The sequence below is a fragment of the Polynucleobacter sp. IMCC 30228 genome (assembly GCF_021395205.1).
Taxonomy (GTDB): domain Bacteria; phylum Pseudomonadota; class Gammaproteobacteria; order Burkholderiales; family Burkholderiaceae; genus Polynucleobacter.
In genome coordinates this window covers 217,133-235,375 of the sequence record NZ_JAJVCS010000004.1, presented here as the reverse complement: position 1 = coordinate 235,375, position 18,243 = coordinate 217,133, and the positions used below count along the sequence as shown (strand labels likewise).

General features: G+C 46.5%; 21 protein-coding genes and 2 tRNA genes. 3 read left to right on the top strand and 20 right to left on the bottom strand.

Features of this window, described 5'->3' with window-relative positions:
- Positions 1–26: 26 nt before the first annotated feature.
- Genes rplI through rpsF form a run of 4 tightly spaced genes read right to left on the bottom strand, consistent with a single transcriptional unit; the run spans position 27 to position 1,506 of the window.
- On the bottom strand, positions 27–479 hold the full coding sequence (rplI, locus tag LZT21_RS08870) for a 50S ribosomal protein L9 (RefSeq protein WP_233924238.1): 453 nt from the start codon (positions 477–479) through the stop codon (positions 27–29).
- Between the two features lie 13 nt (positions 480–492).
- Positions 493–765, bottom strand: coding sequence for a 30S ribosomal protein S18 (gene rpsR, locus LZT21_RS08865; RefSeq protein ID WP_233924237.1), 273 nt, complete (start codon positions 763–765; stop codon positions 493–495).
- A 13-nt stretch (positions 766–778) separates the two neighbouring features.
- A complete protein-coding gene (gene priB / locus LZT21_RS08860; RefSeq protein WP_233924236.1) occupies positions 779–1,072 on the bottom strand; it encodes a primosomal replication protein N in 294 nt (97 codons plus the stop codon).
- Positions 1,073–1,122: 50 nt separating this feature from the next.
- A complete protein-coding gene (rpsF, locus tag LZT21_RS08855) occupies positions 1,123–1,506 on the bottom strand; it encodes a 30S ribosomal protein S6 (RefSeq protein WP_233924235.1) in 384 nt (127 codons plus the stop codon).
- 317 nt (positions 1,507–1,823) lie between these two features.
- Between rpsF and lexA the strand changes: the two genes are divergently transcribed.
- Entirely contained in the window at positions 1,824–2,528 is a 705-nt protein-coding gene (gene lexA, locus LZT21_RS08850) for a transcriptional repressor LexA (protein WP_233924234.1), read from the top strand.
- 13 nt (positions 2,529–2,541) lie between these two features.
- Here lexA and LZT21_RS08845 read toward each other — a convergent pair whose 3' ends face one another.
- The 5 genes from LZT21_RS08845 to uvrC form a co-directional block, all read right to left on the bottom strand.
- Positions 2,542–2,991: a hypothetical protein gene (locus LZT21_RS08845; protein WP_233924233.1), complete on the bottom strand. Its 450-nt coding sequence runs from the start codon at positions 2,989–2,991 to the stop codon at positions 2,542–2,544.
- Positions 2,992–3,111: 120 nt separating this feature from the next.
- Positions 3,112–3,185 (bottom strand) — tRNA-Cys (locus tag LZT21_RS08840).
- A 49-nt stretch (positions 3,186–3,234) separates the two neighbouring features.
- Positions 3,235–3,310 (bottom strand) — tRNA-Gly (locus LZT21_RS08835).
- A gap of 44 nt (positions 3,311–3,354) precedes the next feature.
- Positions 3,355–3,927 carry a CDP-diacylglycerol--glycerol-3-phosphate 3-phosphatidyltransferase gene (pgsA, locus tag LZT21_RS08830; protein WP_233990293.1) on the bottom strand — a complete coding sequence of 191 codons (573 nt, stop codon included), beginning with the start codon at positions 3,925–3,927 and terminating at the stop codon, positions 3,355–3,357.
- A gap of 48 nt (positions 3,928–3,975) precedes the next feature.
- Positions 3,976–5,865 (bottom strand): excinuclease ABC subunit UvrC, encoded by a 1,890-nt coding sequence (uvrC, locus tag LZT21_RS08825; RefSeq protein ID WP_233990291.1) that lies wholly within the window; start codon positions 5,863–5,865, stop codon positions 3,976–3,978.
- Here uvrC and earP point away from each other — a divergent pair.
- Together earP and efp are read left to right on the top strand one after the other, a co-directional pair.
- Complete coding sequence (gene earP, locus LZT21_RS08820; protein WP_233990290.1) at positions 5,864–6,919, top strand: elongation factor P maturation arginine rhamnosyltransferase EarP; 1,056 nt, start codon at positions 5,864–5,866, stop codon at positions 6,917–6,919. The genes uvrC and earP overlap by 2 nt on opposite strands.
- Positions 6,920–6,999: 80 nt before the next feature.
- Entirely contained in the window at positions 7,000–7,560 is a 561-nt protein-coding gene (efp, locus tag LZT21_RS08815; RefSeq protein ID WP_233924229.1) for an elongation factor P, read from the top strand.
- 40 nt (positions 7,561–7,600) lie between these two features.
- Here efp and nagZ read toward each other — a convergent pair whose 3' ends face one another.
- From nagZ to acpP, 11 genes are all read right to left on the bottom strand, one after another.
- Complete coding sequence (gene nagZ / locus LZT21_RS08810; protein WP_233924228.1) at positions 7,601–8,692, bottom strand: beta-N-acetylhexosaminidase; 1,092 nt, start codon at positions 8,690–8,692, stop codon at positions 7,601–7,603.
- Complete coding sequence (acpS, locus tag LZT21_RS08805) at positions 8,689–9,084, bottom strand: holo-ACP synthase (protein WP_233990287.1); 396 nt, start codon at positions 9,082–9,084, stop codon at positions 8,689–8,691. Before acpS ends, nagZ begins: the two co-directional genes overlap by 4 nt.
- Positions 9,081–9,848, bottom strand: coding sequence for a pyridoxine 5'-phosphate synthase (locus LZT21_RS08800; RefSeq protein WP_233990286.1), 768 nt, complete (start codon positions 9,846–9,848; stop codon positions 9,081–9,083). The genes acpS and LZT21_RS08800 overlap by 4 nt, the downstream gene beginning before the upstream one ends.
- Before the next feature lie 30 nt (positions 9,849–9,878).
- A complete protein-coding gene (gene recO, locus LZT21_RS08795) occupies positions 9,879–10,613 on the bottom strand; it encodes a DNA repair protein RecO (protein WP_233924225.1) in 735 nt (244 codons plus the stop codon).
- Positions 10,614–11,600 carry a GTPase Era gene (era, locus tag LZT21_RS08790; protein WP_233990284.1) on the bottom strand — a complete coding sequence of 329 codons (987 nt, stop codon included), beginning with the start codon at positions 11,598–11,600 and terminating at the stop codon, positions 10,614–10,616.
- Position 11,601: 1 nt separating this feature from the next.
- Positions 11,602–12,393 (bottom strand): ribonuclease III, encoded by a 792-nt coding sequence (gene rnc / locus LZT21_RS08785; protein ID WP_233924223.1) that lies wholly within the window; start codon positions 12,391–12,393, stop codon positions 11,602–11,604.
- Between the two features lie 3 nt (positions 12,394–12,396).
- Positions 12,397–13,203 carry a signal peptidase I gene (gene lepB / locus LZT21_RS08780; RefSeq protein ID WP_233924222.1) on the bottom strand — a complete coding sequence of 269 codons (807 nt, stop codon included), beginning with the start codon at positions 13,201–13,203 and terminating at the stop codon, positions 12,397–12,399.
- The gene (lepA, locus tag LZT21_RS08775) at positions 13,204–15,006 is read right to left on the bottom strand and encodes a translation elongation factor 4 (RefSeq protein ID WP_233937303.1); all 1,803 of its coding nucleotides are present in this window, start codon (positions 15,004–15,006) and stop codon (positions 13,204–13,206) included.
- A gap of 161 nt (positions 15,007–15,167) precedes the next feature.
- Positions 15,168–16,589 (bottom strand): DegQ family serine endoprotease, encoded by a 1,422-nt coding sequence (locus LZT21_RS08770; RefSeq protein WP_233924378.1) that lies wholly within the window; start codon positions 16,587–16,589, stop codon positions 15,168–15,170.
- Positions 16,590–16,726: 137 nt separating this feature from the next.
- Complete coding sequence (fabF, locus tag LZT21_RS08765) at positions 16,727–17,974, bottom strand: beta-ketoacyl-ACP synthase II (RefSeq protein ID WP_233990282.1); 1,248 nt, start codon at positions 17,972–17,974, stop codon at positions 16,727–16,729.
- Positions 17,975–17,988: 14 nt separating this feature from the next.
- Positions 17,989–18,231, bottom strand: coding sequence for an acyl carrier protein (gene acpP / locus LZT21_RS08760; protein ID WP_233924219.1), 243 nt, complete (start codon positions 18,229–18,231; stop codon positions 17,989–17,991).
- Between the last annotated feature and the right edge of the window lie 12 nt (positions 18,232–18,243).

The window sequence follows — 18,243 nt, the reverse complement described above, 5'->3', positions numbered from 1 at the left end:
GAACGGGATTCAGCCATAAGGCTATATTAAGCCTGTTCGCCAACCACGCGAATCACGATGTTAGATATCACATCGGTATGAACCGCCACCGCAACAGGATGATCGCCCACAATTTTTAAAGGGCCAGTGGGCATACGCACAAATGATTTTTCAATCTCAAAACCCTTGGCTTTTAAGCCATCGGCAATATCATGGTTGGTGACTGAACCAAACAAACGGCCATCGACTCCTGCCTTTTGACTGATTTCCAGCACTAAGCCATCGAGTTTTTGGCCAACTGTTTGCGCTGCAGCCAGTTTTTCTGCGGCCAGTTTTTCAAGTTCGGCACGACGCGTAGCAAAATCTGCAATCGCTGATTCAGTAGCACGACGCGCTTTACGTTGGGGTATCAAGAAATTACGTGCATAGCCATCTTTGACGCGCACGACATCACCGAGGTTGCCTAAATTAGTGACTTTTTCTAAGAGAATGATTTGCATTAAGGGCTCCCAATTATTTCTTGTGTTGATCTGAATATGGCAACAAAGCCAGGAAACGGGCGCGCTTAATCGCCGTATCTAACTGACGCTGAAATTTTGCTTTTGTACCAGTTAAACGAGCGGGCGTAATTTTTGCATTCTCACCAATAAAATCTTTGAGGGTATCGATATCTTTGTAATCGATTTGCTCAACACCGCCGACCGTAAAGCGACAATAACGCTTCCGCTTAAACAATGGGTTTTGCGCGGGTTTCTTTTTGAAATCGGGTTTCTTTCCAAACGCCATGATGAATTCCTCTTTAATCTTTCAATTGAATATGGGTAATATGAAATACAAGACGCTGATTACGTAAGGTTTTGGGGGCTAAAAATCCTGCAAACTCTGCCATACTTCCTAGGTTCATTTGCTCTAAACCCCGCTGTACAGGGCCAATCGCAATTGCCTCAACACGCATCTGAATTTTCCTTGGCATGGCTACTTCGCTAACCTCGCCAACATACTCAAGTTGGCAATGCATCACGGGTAGACCTGCTGGGGTAAATCGAATCGCGTCTTTGGATACCAGGGAAGCAGTTAGGGTGAAATGATTCAACGCCGTTCCGCCACTTGCTTACGCTCTATCGCCTCCGTATTTCTCTTAAATTAACTAGCTGATTCCGTCGCAACTGGTGCGTCGGCTTGCGCTTGCTTGCGTGCGTCTTCACGTTGCACTTCCTTCATCATGACGGAAGGCTCAACTTCAGCCTTGCTTGCCTTGATGATTAGGTGACGCAAAACCGCATCGTTAAATTTGAAGGCATGTTCGAGCTCTTCCAGCGTTTTCTGGTCACACTCAATATTCATGCAAACATAATGGGCTTTAGCAAGCTTATCGATCATGTAAGCCATCTGCCGACGACCCCAATCTTCAATGCGATGAACTTTTCCGCCTGCAGCAGCTAACACCGCTTTGTAGCGCTCAATCATCGCGGGCACTTGCTCGCTTTGGTCCGGGTGGACGATAAAGACTATTTCATAATGACGCATCTAACACTCCTTCTGGATAAAGTCATCTGGGCGTCTTGCTAACTTCTGATGGTTTTGAAGTCGGCAGCCAGTATGACAAGGGTGGAAACAAATTGTAGAAAAACTGCAACTCCGATTTATCTAAATTCAGATAAGAGGGCTATTCTAGCAAAAAAGACTGCTCAAGACTCAAATTCAGCGCCCTCGAGGCTTAAAAAGCCGCTTGGGCAGGCATGGGAGCATTTTTTTGGGGGTTTAATGATAAATTTTCGTGGTTTTAAGGGCATTCAGTCGATAAAAGTTCTTGAAGTATCAAAACTACTGTATACAATATCAGTATGGACATAAATACAGTCGAATTTCTCAATTTACCCAAATTAACCCCCCGCCAGGGAGAGATTTTGGCCCTTATCTCTCAATCTATTGAAGAAAGTGGTTTGCCGCCTACCCGCGCTGAAATCGCTACTCGACTGGGCTTTGCTTCGGCCAATGCCGCTGAGGAGCACCTGCGTGCCCTCGCCCGCAAAGGGTATGTTGAGTTAAGTCCTGGTACCTCTCGTGGAATTCGGATTCCCCCCCAACATACGCAAAGGCGCGCGCAACATGCTTACCAAATGGCACTGCCCTCAGTGGCCTTACAGCAATTAACCCTACCCCTCATTGGTCGAGTAGCTGCTGGCTCGCCCATTATGGCAATTGAACATATTGAAAAACAAGTGCCAATTGACCCCAGCTTATTTAGTAAAGGTGCTGATTATTTATTAAAAGTAAAAGGGATGAGCATGCGCGATGCAGGCATTTTCGATGGCGATTATTTAGCCGTGAAAAAAACCAGTGAAGTGCGCAACGGGGATATCGTGGTAGCTCGGCTAGATGATGAAGTTACCGTAAAACGTTGGCACCAAAAAAGGACGGCGCAGGGCTTGGTAATTGAATTACAGGCAGAGAATCCCGACTTTAAAAACATCTTAGTCGATGCGCGCCAGCCTAACTTTGCCGTTGAAGGTCAGGCGGTTGGCTTAATTCGCTCGCAGGGTTTATAAGCCGAAGTTAGTCTTACTTTTTTGTCGGTGCAACCACATTGGCGTTTTTTGGCGATGAAGTGAGGATGATCTGTGATTTTGGTCCCACCATCGAACCATCAGCAACTTCAACCAGCACAGTGCGGTCACCCTTGGTAAAAACCAAAATACTCCATTTCGCCTTAACGGCGCTAATCGTAGTCCATCCTGCTTTAGGAAACTCAGACTGAAAAAATGCATAAATATCAGTTGGGGTTTGCAAACCGCTCAATACCACGCGCCCCACCCAGGCATCGCCTCTGCCAATAATTAAAGACTCGGCACCAATGATGCGCGCGCCAGTGGGTAAGGGTAAACCGCCCAATAATTCAGCTTGAGTTTGGTTAATTTCATCGGGCGTACCAGTGGCGATATCACCCGAACCCGAGCTTGCGCAGGCAATGAGGAAGCAGGGGAACAAACAACTAAATAAGATTTTGCGCATCACCGTGTCTTTCAGCGATATAGAAAAAGAACTATTCCCATTTTAGGGTGCATTCGAATTTCGTCAAGCAGTGGCATTGAGGCCTCAACTACAGGATAAAGGGGGCTAAATGAAGATAAGTGGAGGTGCGTGAGGGAATCGAACCCCCGTAAGAAGCTTTGCAGGCTCCGGCCTAACCACTCGGCCAACGCACCAAATTCTCGAAGCGAAAATGGGAAGCTTTTTAGGGCTTCCCATCGAACTTGGAGCGGGAAACGAGGCTCGAACTCGCGACCTCAACCTTGGCAAGGTTGCGCTCTACCAACTGAGCTATTCCCGCGTAATAGGGCGCTAGTTTAGCAAATAATCCCTTAACCTGCCTCTTTACTGCTTATCAACCAATTGAGGGAAGGCTTTTTGCAAATAATAAAACATCGACCACAGCGTTAATAGGGCAGCGACCCAAATTAACCAACTCCCTACCCGCGCACAATCAAGCCAGCCAAACAGGATATCGTTAAGTAGCAAAAAGGGAATAGCCACAAGCTGCGCCCCGGTTTTTAGCTTACCGATGAAATGCACCGCCACGCTCCGTGAAGCTCCGACTTGAGCCATCCATTCGCGTAAGGCCGAGATCGTAATTTCACGCCCAATAATCACCAGCGCAACCCATACCTGCACCCGATCGAGATTTAATAAAACCAACAGTGCTGCCGCCACAATTAATTTGTCGGCTACCGGATCGAGAAAGCCGCCAAAAGCTGATTCTTGACCCCAGCGGCGGGCTAAAAAACCATCTAACCAATCGGTTAATGCGGCTAAGACAAAAAGAATGGTGCCGAGTAGATTTTTTTCAAAAGGAGTAAGCCAACTATTAGGTAAATAGAAAATACCAACAATGATTGGAATTGCACCTACCCGCAACCAAGTTAATGCAATCGGTAAATTAAAAGGCATCCTGCAAGCATAAACTAAACCTTGCCAGAATTTAAAAAACCCTTAAGGTTAATGAAGCTGCCGGTAAATTTGTTCGGCTAAAACCTGTGAGATACCCTCTACTCCAAGTAACTCTTCAATACTGGCATTCGCAACGCCGCGCAAACCCCCAAAACGGGCTAATAATTTTTGCCGCCGCTTGGCACCAATGCCTTCAATTTCCTCAAGCCGCGATACGGTGCGGGTTTTGGCTCGCTTCGCTCGCATTCCTGTAATGGCAAAGCGGTGAGCCTCATCACGAATTTGCGCTAACAACATTAATGCTGCACTATCGACTCCTAAAGCAATCGCGGCGCGATCGTCAGCAAAAATTAAGGTCTCTAAACCGACTTGGCGATTCTCGCCCTTAGCGATGCCAACAATCAAACTAATATCCATACCAAAGTCGACTAGTACTTGGCGAGCCATTTCCACCTGACCTTTACCCCCATCAATCAAAATAACTTGCGGTAATCGTTCGGGTGGAATTTCTTGAAAATTAGCGTAACGACGTTGCAACACTTGGCGCATCGCTGCGTAATCATCACCGGGGGTAATATCCTTAATATTAAAACGCCGATATTCGCTGGCTTGCATGGCATTTTTTGCATACACCACACAAGCTGCTTGAGTTGCCTCACCTGCGGTATGACTAATATCAAAGCACTCAATACGTAACTGCTCTAAATTGTCGACCTCCAAAGCCAAAATATCGGCTAAGGCGCGCGCTTTAGCGAGTTGTCCACCCGCTTCAACTAAACGCTTGGCGATGGCAATTTTTGCATTGCCTTCAGCCATCGCTAACCAATGGCGTCGTTGGCCATGGGGTTGATGCAGAAAATGGATTTTACGACCCGCTCTAGCTTGTAATACCTCTGGTAAATCAAACGCTAATTCAACGTCGCCTTCAACTTGAGTCAAGTGACTCAAAATAATCGTCGGTGGAATAAAATGACTATCTGAAGCTACGTCTCCATCTAAGTAATGTTGTTGCATAAAAGCTTCTAAAATTTCTGCTGGGGCAGGCAATTCACCAGCCACCGAGCGCAAGGCCTTCGGAAAATACGCACGGTCGCCTAAGTGACGTCCGCCACGAACCATTGCCAAATTAACGCAGATCATTCCCTCTAATTCGGCTACTGCCAAAATGTCCACATCGCCTTCACCATCGGCAACCGCGTCCATCGATTGTTGTTGCAAGACGCTCGATAAATCGGCAATTCGATCACGTAATACTGCGGCCATTTCAAACTCCATAGCAGCACTATGCGCCTCCATTTCCTTTTCGAGCTCTACCAAAACCTGACTATGGTCGCCCTCTAAAAATCGCATCGCTTGAGTTACATCTTGACCGTATTGCTCTTCACTTAAGCGGCCAACACAGGGCGCACTACAACGATGAATTTGATGGAGTAAACAAGGCCGACTACGATTCTTAAAAACAGAATCTTCACACGTTCTCAAACGAAATACCTTTTGCAAAATTTGGATGCTATTGCGCACCGCCCAGGCATTAGGAAAAGGGCCAAAATACCGATTACGCCGGTCGACCTTGCCGCGATAAGAAGCTAAACGTGGAAAGGAACTGCCACTCAACATGAGATAGGGATAAGACTTATCATCGCGAAACAAAATATTGAACGGCGGCGCCAATTCCTTGATTAAATTATTTTCTAAAATTAAGGCTTCAGACTCGGTCCGAGTTACAGTGGTTTCATAGCGCGCAATTTTTCCCACCATGCGTTCAATCCGCGGTGATAATTGAGTGCGCTGAAAATAACTGGCGACTCGCTTCTTTAGATCGCGGGCTTTCCCGACATACAAAATATGGCCTGCCGCGTCAAAAAAGCGATAGACCCCTGGTAAACCAGGGAGCCGTTTAACATCTTTTTGTAAGGTTTTGAAAAGCGAATTACTCATGCGTTGGGATATTTTCTGTCAAATCGTTGATAACTTTGGAGATGCAGGGGTTTGCTGGCGTCTTGCCCGCAGTTTAGCAATTCGCCACAAGCAAGTTGTTCGTCTTTTTTGTGATGATCTAACTACCCTTAATTTACTCGTTTCCGGTCAACTGCCGATGATGGGGCTCACAATCCATGCGTGGGAGGCAAGCTCTAACCCTCTCCTTAATAACACCTCTGCCCAGATGGCTCCGGATGTGGTGATTGAAGCCTTTGGCTGCGAGCTGCCCCAAGCCTATCTCACGAACCTCGTTATTGCCAACTACCAAGCAGTCTTAATTAATTTGGAATACCTCAGCGCCGAAGCATGGGTTGGTGAATATCATGCCAAAGCCTCTCCCCAAGCACATGGTTTAGCAAAACATTTCTTCTTTCCAGGCTTTCAAGCCAATACCGGGGGCCTACTCATTGATCCGGTTTTGCCAATACCCACTATAGCTGCACCGCCTGCCAGCCTTGCAAGCCTTTGGCAGCAAATGCGCCCGACAGCGCAACGCATTAGTATTTTTTGCTACCCCACAGCGCCCTTGCAGGAATGGCTTAAGAACCTTGCCACGCTAGATGCTGAATACGATGTTTTGCTCACCTTTGACCACGCCTCCTACTTAAATCAAGCGCTAATATTGCCTGAGTCGATGCGCCTGCATTTTTTACCTTTTATTCCGCAAGATGACTATGACTGGCTCCTGCACCAATGCGATTTCAATATCGTGCGCGGTGAGGATTCATTTGTTCGCGCACAACTCGCTGCTAAACCGTTTTTCTGGAACATCTATCCGCAAGACGACTTAGCGCATGAGGTCAAACTTAAGGCATTTCTCGACCTCTATTTAGAAAATGCCTCGCCCGCACTCATTTCAGCTTGCTGGCAAGCCTCTAAATGGGCCTCTCCTACAGTCTGGTGGGCCCTATTACCCGAATGGGAAACCCATGCCAAATTATGGCGTACCAAGTTGCTGGCCGAACAAGCTGATGGCGGCTTGGCAGCCCGTTTATTACGTTTTATCGAGTAATCGCCGCCAAATAGGTAAAATGGTGGGCTTTTGCGTCACCCAATCTCAATTTGTCATTAGGATCATTAGGAACACCCAAGATGAAAACAGCTCAAGAACTCCGCGTTGGTAACGTAGTGATGGTCGGCACCGATGCCATGGTAGTGGTGAAAGCCGAATACAGTCGCTCAGGGCGCAACTCTTCAGTGGTGAAAATGAAATTAAAAAATTTGTTAACAGGCACGCCGAATGAGGGCGTTTATAAAGCTGATGACAAATTCGATGTGGTGATCTTAGATAAAAAAGACTGCACCTATTCCTATTTTGCCGATCCCATGTATGTATTTATGGATGCCGAATATAACCAGTATGAGGTTGAATCTGAATTCATGGGCGATGCATTGCATTACCTCGAAGAAGGCATGCCCTGTGAAGTTGTGTTCTACGAAGGCAAAGCACTCTCGGTAGCAATGCCAAATTCATTGGTTCGCGAGATTATTTATACCGAACCGGCAGTTAAGGGTGATACCAGTTCGGGCAAAGTATTGAAAAACGCCAAATTAGCTACTGGCCATGAATTACAAGTGCCGCTGTTCTGTAACACTGGCGACAAAATAGAAATTGATACCCGTACAGGCGAATATCGTAGTCGCGCTAATTAAACGCCAGATCAATCAGGATTAGTTTAAAAACTGAGTGCGCTTAAATTAGCTGCAGCTGGCTCAGTAACTTTTTCGCCTGGACATATTCTGCCTGCTGCTGCAATTCATCCCAACTGAAGCCCGCAACGCGCGGCATTAGATGACTTAATCGCTGTCTTGAAGACTGCAATTTTGCGCTAGATACCTTTAACTCTGTGAGTAAACGATCTGCTAAATCGGGGCGATTACAAATTAATACTGCATCACAACCTGCTGTTAATGCTAATTGCGCTGCCTTGACCACATCACCTGCCACACTAGCGCCTTCCATGGCTAAATCATCACTAAAAATGACCCCCTGAAAAGCCAATTTCTGGCGCAAAATGGTTTGTAACCAAATTGCGGAAAACCCCGCCGGATGCTGATCGACTTTGGGATAAATTACGTGTGCAGGCATGACAGCCGCTAAACTCAAATGCAACCATTCATAAGGTTTGACATCATCATTCAGGATTTTTTTTAAGGGTCGCTCATCTACGGGTATAGCGACATGGGAATCCGCTTTTGCCCAACCATGCCCAGGAAAGTGCTTTCCGCAATTGGCCATGCCAGCCATTTGCAATCCCGCATTTAAGCTTTTAGCTAAAGCAAACACAATTTGTGGATCTCGCGAAAAAGAACGATCGCCAATCACTCCACTACGTTGAAAATCTAAATCTAACACTGGTGTAAAACTAAAATCAACTCCACACGCACGTAACTCTGCAGCTAAAACATATCCACAGGCAGTAGCAGTTTGCATGGCCCGGATTGCTGCAGTTGCAGGATAGTTTGTAGCTTTCACAGCTTTCCCATCAGCGAACCACATTTCACCCAAACGACCCATTGCAGGTAAATGCGTAAAGCCATCTTTTTTACAACGCTGCACTCGACCACCCTCATGATCAATCGAGATCAGCACATCGGGGCGCAAAGCCTTAATACTCGCAGTCAACTTAGTTAGTTGAGCCCGATTGGTAAAGTTTCTACCAAATAAAATCACGCCTCCTGTTAAGGGATGCAAAATACGCTGGCGATCTGTCGCAGTCAAACTAAGGCCAAGAACATCTAAGGTAATCGGTCCTGGCGCAATTTGTGGAGCTATTTTTTTCATGCTTGAGTACTCACAATGACAAAAGCAATGACCATATCTTGCTCATCGCTAACAGTCACTTGAGCATGCCAATCACGCTCTGCCATCCAATGCGCTAGCACACCGGTGTAATGGAGTATGGGCTGACCGCTCGCTTCATTCAATGTTTCAACCGAACGCCAGCTCATGGGTGTATGCATACCAAGGCCAATGGCTTTTGAAAATGCCTCTTTTGCGGCAAAACGGGTTGCCAAATAGGCCATGCCACGGCGATGATTGCGAGCCAAGCGTTGACTAAACACCATCAGCTCTTGTTCACCTAAAATACGCTTCGCTAGACGACCCTGTGTACGCTCATATGCCGCAACCAAACGGGGTAATTGCAAAATATCAGTGCCAATGCCGATAATCATCTTTTATCAGCTCCACTGCGCGCATTGAGCATGATTTTTTTCATTGCCGTAATGGCTGGTTGCCAACCCTTAAATATAGCCTCTGCCACAATGGCATGACCAATGTTGAGTTCAGAAAGTTCACTAATTTGAGCAATTGGCGCCACATTACCTTCATGTAAGCCATGTCCTGCATTTACCCGCAAGCCTAAGCTTTTAGCTAAGCGGGCTCCCACAACTAAGCGCTGTAACTCTGCTGCTTGCGCTGCACCTTCTGTATCGGCATAGCGACCCGTATGTAACTCGACGACGGTAGCGCCAAGCTGTTGTGCTGCTTCTATCTGGGACAAAGTCGGATCAATAAATAAGGATACCCGTATGCCTGCAGCTTGTAATAGCTGTACCGCTGCTTGCACTTCTGCCTTCTGTTTGAGCACATCAAGCCCGCCCTCAGTTGTCACTTCGCTACGTCGTTCGGGCACTAAGCAAACATCATGGGGCTTGACTCGGCAAGCAATGGCGAGCATTTCTGGGGTGACCGCACACTCTAAATTCATACGGGTAGTGATTAAGGGTCGCAGAGCAAACAAATCAGCATCTTTAATATGGCGTCGATCTTCACGTAAATGCAAAGTAATTAAATCAGCTCCTGCTGCTTCAGCTTCGAGCGCGGCACGAAGAGGATCGGGATACAGGGTACCGCGAGCATTACGTAAAGTCGCTACGTGATCAATATTGACACCTAACTCAAGTGTCGAGTGATTAGTCTGTGCAGAGAGGCTCATAGGGCAAGGTTAACTGATTTATAAAATGATTTAGATTTTTTTGAGATCAATCAAAATTTGTCGAGTTGTTAAGACTTGGTCTTGTAAATGCAAGCCCAGCAAAAACCGCATGAGCTGCTTACTTTCGGTGAGCGTCTCCGCTCCTGCATAATCACCCACCGCAATCTGCGCCAAAGTATCGCCACTTAATACCGGCCAGTGTCCAGGATCATCGGCTTGCCAAGGGCGAATACCACGCTCAGGTTGATAAACATATTGTTTACCAGTTTCGGGAACGGTATTCGTTTCAACGCAACGGTCTAAAGCAGCAGCATAGCCAGTTTCTTGCAAGAGACTTAACTCAAATGGTCGCAAGATTTGCTCAATACCTAAACGCGCCTGCTCTAACTCTGCCAGGGCAAGAATGGTTTGGGCATAACGATCGTAAAGCTTTTCGTAAGCATCTTCGCGGGCTAAAAACTTCACCAACAGTTCGTTGAGATAAAAACCACATAGCAAGGCATCGCCTACTAATGAGGGCGTACCCCCCACCCACTCAGATTTAGTGAGGGTGCGTAATTCAGAACGACCGCTCCAAGAGACTAATAGGGGTTGAAAGCGCTGTAATACCGGGCGTAATACCGAATGAGGACGTTTCGCTCCCTTCGCAATTAAGGCCATCCGCCCATGTTGACGAGTAAAAACATCAAGAATTAAGCTGGTTTCTTTATAGGGAATACTATGCAGTACAAAAGCGGGCTCATCGATGATTCGAATTGAAGCCATTTATTCCAAGCCCTGTGCTCGCAATTCAGCATGATCCTCGGCCCAACCCCGCTTCACCTTAACCCAGGTTTCTAAAAACACTTTACCGTCAAAGAGTTTTTCCATATCGATACGGGCTTCAGTTGAAATTTTCTTTAAGCGCTCACCCTTCTCGCCAATAATCATTGGCTTATGGCTGTCCCGATTAACCAAAATAGTCGCCGCAATACGGCGCATCCGACCATCCATTTTAAATTGATCGATGATCACCGAACTGGCATAAGGCAACTCTTCACCAGTGTAACGAAAAACCTTCTCACGCAAAATCTCGGCCGCTAAAAATCGTTCGCTGCGATCGGTTAATGTTTCTGGATCATACTGAGCCTCACCAAGAGGTAAATAATTTTCCAAAAGATCAAGCAGTCGCTTAACATCATCGGGATTTTTACCGCTCATGGGTACAATCTCAGCAAACTGCTGCGTTTGGTCAGGTCGACCGCCCAGCTCATTCCATGGCAAACCCATTTGTTTCATAAAATCGAGTAAGACTAAATCGCGCTCGCCAGGAGTTTGAAAGCGCCGAGAAAATAAATCCAGCTTATTAAGTACTAAAATAATCGGTAAGTCAGGTGGCAAAAGCTGCAATACTTTGACATCATCGGCCCCAAAGTATCCGGCCTCAACTACAAAACAAGCCACATTAACTCCCTGCAAAGCGCTGGTAACCGTACGATTCAGCGCCTTATTGAGGGTGTTCATTAATCGGGTTTGGAAGCCTGGAGTGTCGATAAAAATAAATTGTGCTTGGGGGCGAGTTTGAATCCCTAAAATACGATGGCGTGTGGTTTGCGCTTTACGCGAGGTAATGCTAATTTTCTGCCCCACTAAAGCATTTAACAGCGTCGACTTACCCATATTGGGTCTACCCACAATTGCAATGGTGCCGCAGCGAAACACACCATCAGCAAGCGTCTCTAGGGATACATCTTCTCCACCTTCAATTGTCATATTAGCCTTTTAGCTTCAGCTTCAACTGTTCATCGGTGGAGGCCGATTTGGCCGCTTTTTTCTTTGCCGAGCGGGTTTTCTTGGGTTTGCGAGTTTCTTGGGGCAGCGCTTTTTGTAAAGCACTTAAGGCTAACTTAGCTGCCGCTTGTTCAGCGGCACGGCGCGATGCCCCACCACCCTTTACTTGAATTTTTAAGCTCGCAATCACGCACTCGACTTCAAATTGCTGGCTATGCGCAGCCCCAGTTGTACCGGTAACGTTATAGGCTGGCAAAGGCATTTGAAAACCCTGCAAATATTCTTGTAAAAGCGTTTTGTCGTCTTTACCCAGAGTTTTTGGATCAACATGCGCCAAGATCGTGGAATACAATTTATTTAAGCTTGCGCGTGCCGCATCAAATCCGCCATCAATAAAAATAGCGCCAGTTACCGCCTCTAAGGTGTCAGCCAAAATAGAAGGTCGATGAAAACCACCACTTTTTAACTCGCCCTCTCCTAGGCGCAAATAATCGGAGAGCGATAACGATTGTGCAATTTCATACAACGCCTGCTGCTTTACCAAATTTGCCCGCACCCGCGACAAGTCGCCTTCATCTAAATCAGAATAACGTTCATATAACATTTCGGCAACGACACAATTCAAGACTGAGTCGCCTAAGAACTCTAAGCGTTCATTATTTTTTTTACTATGGCTGCGATGAGTAAGCGCTTGGTTTAGCAGCTCAGGTTTTTTAAAGCTATAGCCCAAACGCTCTTGCAGGGGTCCGTGGTCGATCACAGCGCGAGCGTTCATAGCTTACTCAAATCTGCCGATACGGCTTAAGGAACCTAAGTTAAGCCACACAAAAAAAGCTCGCCCAACAATATTTTGATCGGGGACAAAACCCCAGAAGCGCGAATCAGCACTGTTATCACGATTATCACCCATGGCAAAATAATGTCCAGCCGGTACTTTACAAGTCATACCAGAGCTTTGATATTGGCAATGCTCAATTCCTGGAAATTTTTCAGGCTGAAAAACACCCGTAGTGCGTTCGGGATCATTTAAAATTTTATGCACTACTCCGCCTAAATTTGCTGGGTAGGTTTCGGTAAACTCTTTTTCATAGCGCATGTTTTCTGGATCTAAATAGGGTGCTCCGCCGCTATAGAGCAAAGGTTCGCCGTTAATAATTAAACGCTTATTTTGGTATTCGATGACATCACCTGGAATCGCTACCACCCGTTTAATGTAATCAACCGATTCATCACGGGGATAACGAAATACCACCACATCACCTCGTTTGGGAGTACCAAGCTCGACTACTTTGCGATTAATCACCGGCAAACGAATGCCATAGGTAAACTTATTGACCAAAATAAAGTCGCCAATTTGTAAGGTTGGAATCATTGATCCCGATGGAATTTTGAAAGGTTCAAATAAAAAAGAACGCAGAAAAAATACTGCACAAATAACCGGGAAAAAACTCGCTGAATACTCTACCCATAGTGGCACACGCTGGTCGCCTGCAGCAATACGGCGTGGGGCAAAATAAAAGCGATTAGCGACCCATGCAATACCTGTGGCGATAACTAAAATAAAAAGAATTAAAGCAAAATTCATTTATTCCACCTGCAAAATAGCTAAAAAGGCTTCTTGCGGAATTTCTACATTGCCAACTTGTTTCATCCGTTTTTTACCTTCTTTTTGTTTTTCCAACAGTTTACGTTTACGCGAAATATCGCCGCCGTAGCATTTTGCTAATACATTCTTACGCAACGCTTTGACGTTTTCACGCGCCACAATATTGCTACCAATTGCCGCTTGAATCGCTACATCAAACATCTGCCGCGGAATAATGCCGCGCATTTTTGCCACTACGTCACGCCCACGTAATTGGCTATTACTCCGATGCACAATAACGGATAGCGCATCAACCTTATCCCCATTAATTAAAATATCGACTTTCACCACATCGGCAGCGCGGTATTCCTTAAATTCATAATCCATCGATGCGTAACCACGTGAGACAGACTTCAAACGATCGAAAAAATCGAGCACAATTTCTGCCATGGGTATTTCATAAGTTAACTGCACTTGGCGACCCAAATAATTCATATTGGTTTGCACGCCACGCTTACCCGTGCATAGAGTAATAACCGAGCCTACATATTCTTGTGGCATATATAAATTGACTGTCACAATTGGCTCTAGAATCGCCTCGATCTTACTTGGGTCCGGCATTTTCGATGGGTTATCAACGGTGAGCATGCTGCCGTCTCTTTGCTGCACTTGATATACCACAGTGGGTGCCGTGGTAATCAGGTTCATGCCGTACTGCCGTTCTAAGCGCTCCTGCACAATTTCCATGTGCAGTAAACCCAAAAAGCCACAACGGAAACCGAAACCCAAGGCTTGCGAAACTTCGGGCTCATAAAGTAGGGACGCATCATTGAGCTTAAGCTTCTCTAATGACTCGCGCAGCACATCGTACTCGTTAGCTTCAACTGGGTATAGCCCAGCGAAGACTTGCGACTTCACCTCCTTAAAACCAGGTAGCGCTGAAGTAGCTGAGATGCGGCCTTGTTGTCCTGGTGCGTGGGTTGCTGTATCGCCTACTTTGGCCGCTTTTAATTCTTTAATGCCCGCAATTATGAAGCCTACCTGGCCAGCGCTTAGTGAGGGTCGATCGACTGATTTAGGGCTAAATACTCCAACATGCTCGACTAAATGCGTTGAGCCGTTGGCCATCAGCAGAATTTTATCTTTGGGTTTTAGCGTGCCATTCACCACCCTTACTAAAATAACCACACCCACATAGTTGTCGAACCATGAGTCAATAATCAGCGCCTGCAATGGCGCGCTAGCATCGCCCTTTGGCGGCGGTACCCGCCGAATCATTTCTTCCAATATTTCGGGTACACCTAGACCTGTTTTAGCTGAGCAAGTTAAAGCCTCTGTAGCATCGATACCAATGACATCTTCGATTTCTTGTTTGGCGCGCTCTGGATCTGCTTGCGGTAAATCAATTTTATTTAATACCGGCACAACCTCGACCCCAAGCTCGATTGCGGTATAGCAATTTGCCACTGTTTGCGCTTCTACGCCTTGGCTAGCATCAACCACTAGTAATGCACCCTCGCAAGCGGATAGCGAACGACTTACTTCATATGAAAAATCAACGTGTCCAGGGGTATCAATTAAATTGAGGTTATAAATCTTGCCGTCTTTGGCTTGATAACTTAGAGCGGCCGTTTGCGCTTTAATCGTTATCCCACGTTCGCGCTCAATATCCATTGAATCAAGCACTTGTGATTCCATTTCACGATCGGAAAGGCCGCCGCACAATTGAATGATTCGATCGGCCAAAGTCGACTTGCCATGATCGATATGGGCGATGATTGAGAAATTACGGATTAAATCCATTGCGCTTTATGAAGTCCATCAGAAAACGCCTTGCTGCAACACAGCAAAATGATGCGCTGCAAAAAGCCGTCTTACCCGCATTGTAATGGTTGCACAGAAACCCTACTTTGCAGGGCTTAGTGGATCACCCCAAAAGCAGAAAAACCGGCTTTTAGGGTGATTTAGGGCTTGTTTGGGCGTATTGGTAAAACTAAAGTGCTATCTGCGCGACGCACAAAAACAGCCGCCGGACGATTGAGATCTAAGCCCTTGGCAACGGTTTCAAATTGCCTAACTCCAGTTATATCTACATCGCCAATGCGCACAATGACATCGCCCACGCGCACGCCGGAACGTGCCATCGGGCCATCATTAATAGCAGTAACCTCAACACCATTCTTGATGCCTAAGCTTTGTTTTTTGGCATCAGTCAGCTCTGCGACTGCAACCCCAAATGCGGAATTCAAGGCACCGCTTTGCGGGGTTGAACTCTCGGCTTTTTTGCTTGCTACCTTTTCACTCGGCTCGGCATCGGCTACTACGACAGATAAATCTTTGATAGCACCCTTACGCCAAACTTGCACTGTTGCGCGCGTACCAGGTTTAGTCTGACCTACTTGGCGCGGTAAATCTGTTGATTTCTGAATCTCCAGACCATTGAAATTCAAGATCACATCGCCTGCCTCAATACCACCAAGCGCTGCAGGCGCACCCGGCTCAACATTACGTACATAGGCACCACGTGGCTTGCCAAGACCCAAACTTTCAGCAGTCTCTTTGGTAATATCACCAATCGAGACCCCAATTCGCCCGCGGACCAATTTGCCGTTCGCCCTTAACTGATCAGCTACTCGCATTGCCTCATCAATGGGTATGGCAAAAGAAATTCCCATATAACCACCAGAGCGACTAAAAATTTGCGAGTTAATGCCAATCACTTGTCCAGCGGTATTGAGCAAAGGCCCTCCAGAATTACCAGGGTTCACTGCCACATCAGTTTGAATAAAAGGTAAGTAATCGCCAGTATCACGGCTTTTTGCTGAAACAATTCCAGCCGTAACAGTATTTTCTAGGCCAAAAGGTGAGCCAATTGCTAAAACCCACTCGCCAACCCGTACCTTAGAAGAATCGCCCAGAGGTAACTTAGGTAAGCCGCTAGCCTCAATTTTAATAAGCGCGACATCGGTACGCTTATCAGCGCCCAATAATTTTGCTTTTAATTCTCGCTTATCAGTTAAGGTGACATAAATAGTTTCTGCACCTTCAATGACGTGAGCATTAGTCAAAATATAACCATTAGCATCAATAATAAAACCCGAGCCTACGCCACGGTCATTCTCCTGTGGCGGTCCTGGACGATTAGGGCCTGGATTAGGAGCTTGGTTAGGCGCCTTAGGCGAACCAGGTATGCCCGGAATATTGGGGAAAGGAATCCCAAAAAAACGCCGAAAGAACTCCTGCTGCTCATCTGTGCCGCCCTGGCCATTGGCACCAGCTTGTTGCACAGCCACTTTTTCTGTCGTACGAATATTTACGACCGCAGGGCTGGCTTTTTCGACTAAATCGGCAAAATCGGGAATTGCTACACGGGGGGGTTGCGCCATAACAAGCGGCGCAACAGGCAATTGCACAATGCCAACAAAAGCAATAACACTAAGGGTATGAAGCAATATTTTTTTCATTTGGATCAACTTGAAAGCGAGTTTCGGTGAGAACCCCGTAAAACAAAGATAACTGTATATCAGGGCAACTTACCAAAAATCAAGGTGCCGTTAGTACCCCCAAAGCCAAAATTGTTTTTCACAGCATAGTCAATGGGCAGATCGCGTGCGGTATTGGCGCAGAAGTCCAAGTCACACTCAGGGTCTTGGTTGAAAATATTAATCGTCGGCGGTGATTTTTGATGGTGTAAGGCTAAAACAGTAAAAACTGCCTCTAAACCGCCTGCCCCGCCTAGTAAATGACCCGTCATCGACTTGGTAGAGTTAATGACGACCTTTTTGGCATGATCACCTAAGGCTGCTTTAATGGCTTCAGTTTCATTTTTATCCCCTAAAGGGGTAGAAGTTCCGTGCGCATTAATGTAATTAATTTGCTCAGGATTTAAACCTGCATCGCGCAAAGCATTCAACATGCAGCGGCGGGGACCATCCATATTAGGGGCCGTCATATGATAAGCATCGCCGCTCATTCCAAAACCCACTAACTCACAATAAATCTTGGCGCCGCGCGCACGGGCCTGCTCATATTCCTCTAAGACCATGACGCCCGCGCCTTCGCCCAGCACAAAGCCATCGCGATCCTTATCCCAGGGGCGGGAAGCGGTAGTGGGGTCATCATTACGAGTTGAAAGCGCGCGGGCCGCAGCAAAACCACCAACGCCTAAAGCAGAAATAGTCGACTCGGCACCCCCAGCAAGCATGACATCGGCATCGCCCGATTGAATTAAACGGGCCGCCAAACCAATGCTGTGTAGGCCGGTAGTACAGGCCGTTGCCGCTGCAATATTGGGTCCTTTTAAATTAAATAAAATACTTAAATGCCCTGAAATCATATTAATGATTGAGCCCGGCACAAAGAAGGGGGAAATCCGCCGCGGACCTCGTTCTAAAAGCTCGACACCGGTATTTTCAATCATCGGTAGGCCGCCGATTCCTGACCCAACCATGACGCCAATGCGCTCCGCATTCGCCTCATTTACTTCAATACCACTATCACGCAGTGCTTGGGTTCCCGCGGCAATACCATAGTGGATGAAATGATCCATATGGCGCGCCTCTTTAGCTGAGACATACTCTTCAATATTAAAGTCTTGAACCTCGCCAGCAAAGTGAACGCTTAGCGGGGTATGATCAAACTTGGTAATCGTCGCAATACCAGATTTACCAGCAAGTACATTTGACCAAGCCGTCGCGACAGAATTTCCAACTGGAGAAATAAGACCTAAGCCGGTAACTACGACCCGGCGTTGGTGTTTTAAAGCAGACACAGCGAGTCCAAATATTAGCCCTGTGATGCTTTAGATTTTGCGAAATCAATCGCAAGCTGAACAGTGGTAATTTTTTCAGCCTCTTCATCTGGAATTTCAATTCCAAACTCATCTTCTAAAGCCATTACCAACTCTACCGTATCAAGCGAATCAGCGCCGAGGTCATTCACAAAAGAAGATTCATTCTTAATATCTGCTTCTGGTACGCCTAACTGCTCAGCAACAATTTTCTTAACACGTTGTTCGATGTTGTCCATCAAGTCCCCCTA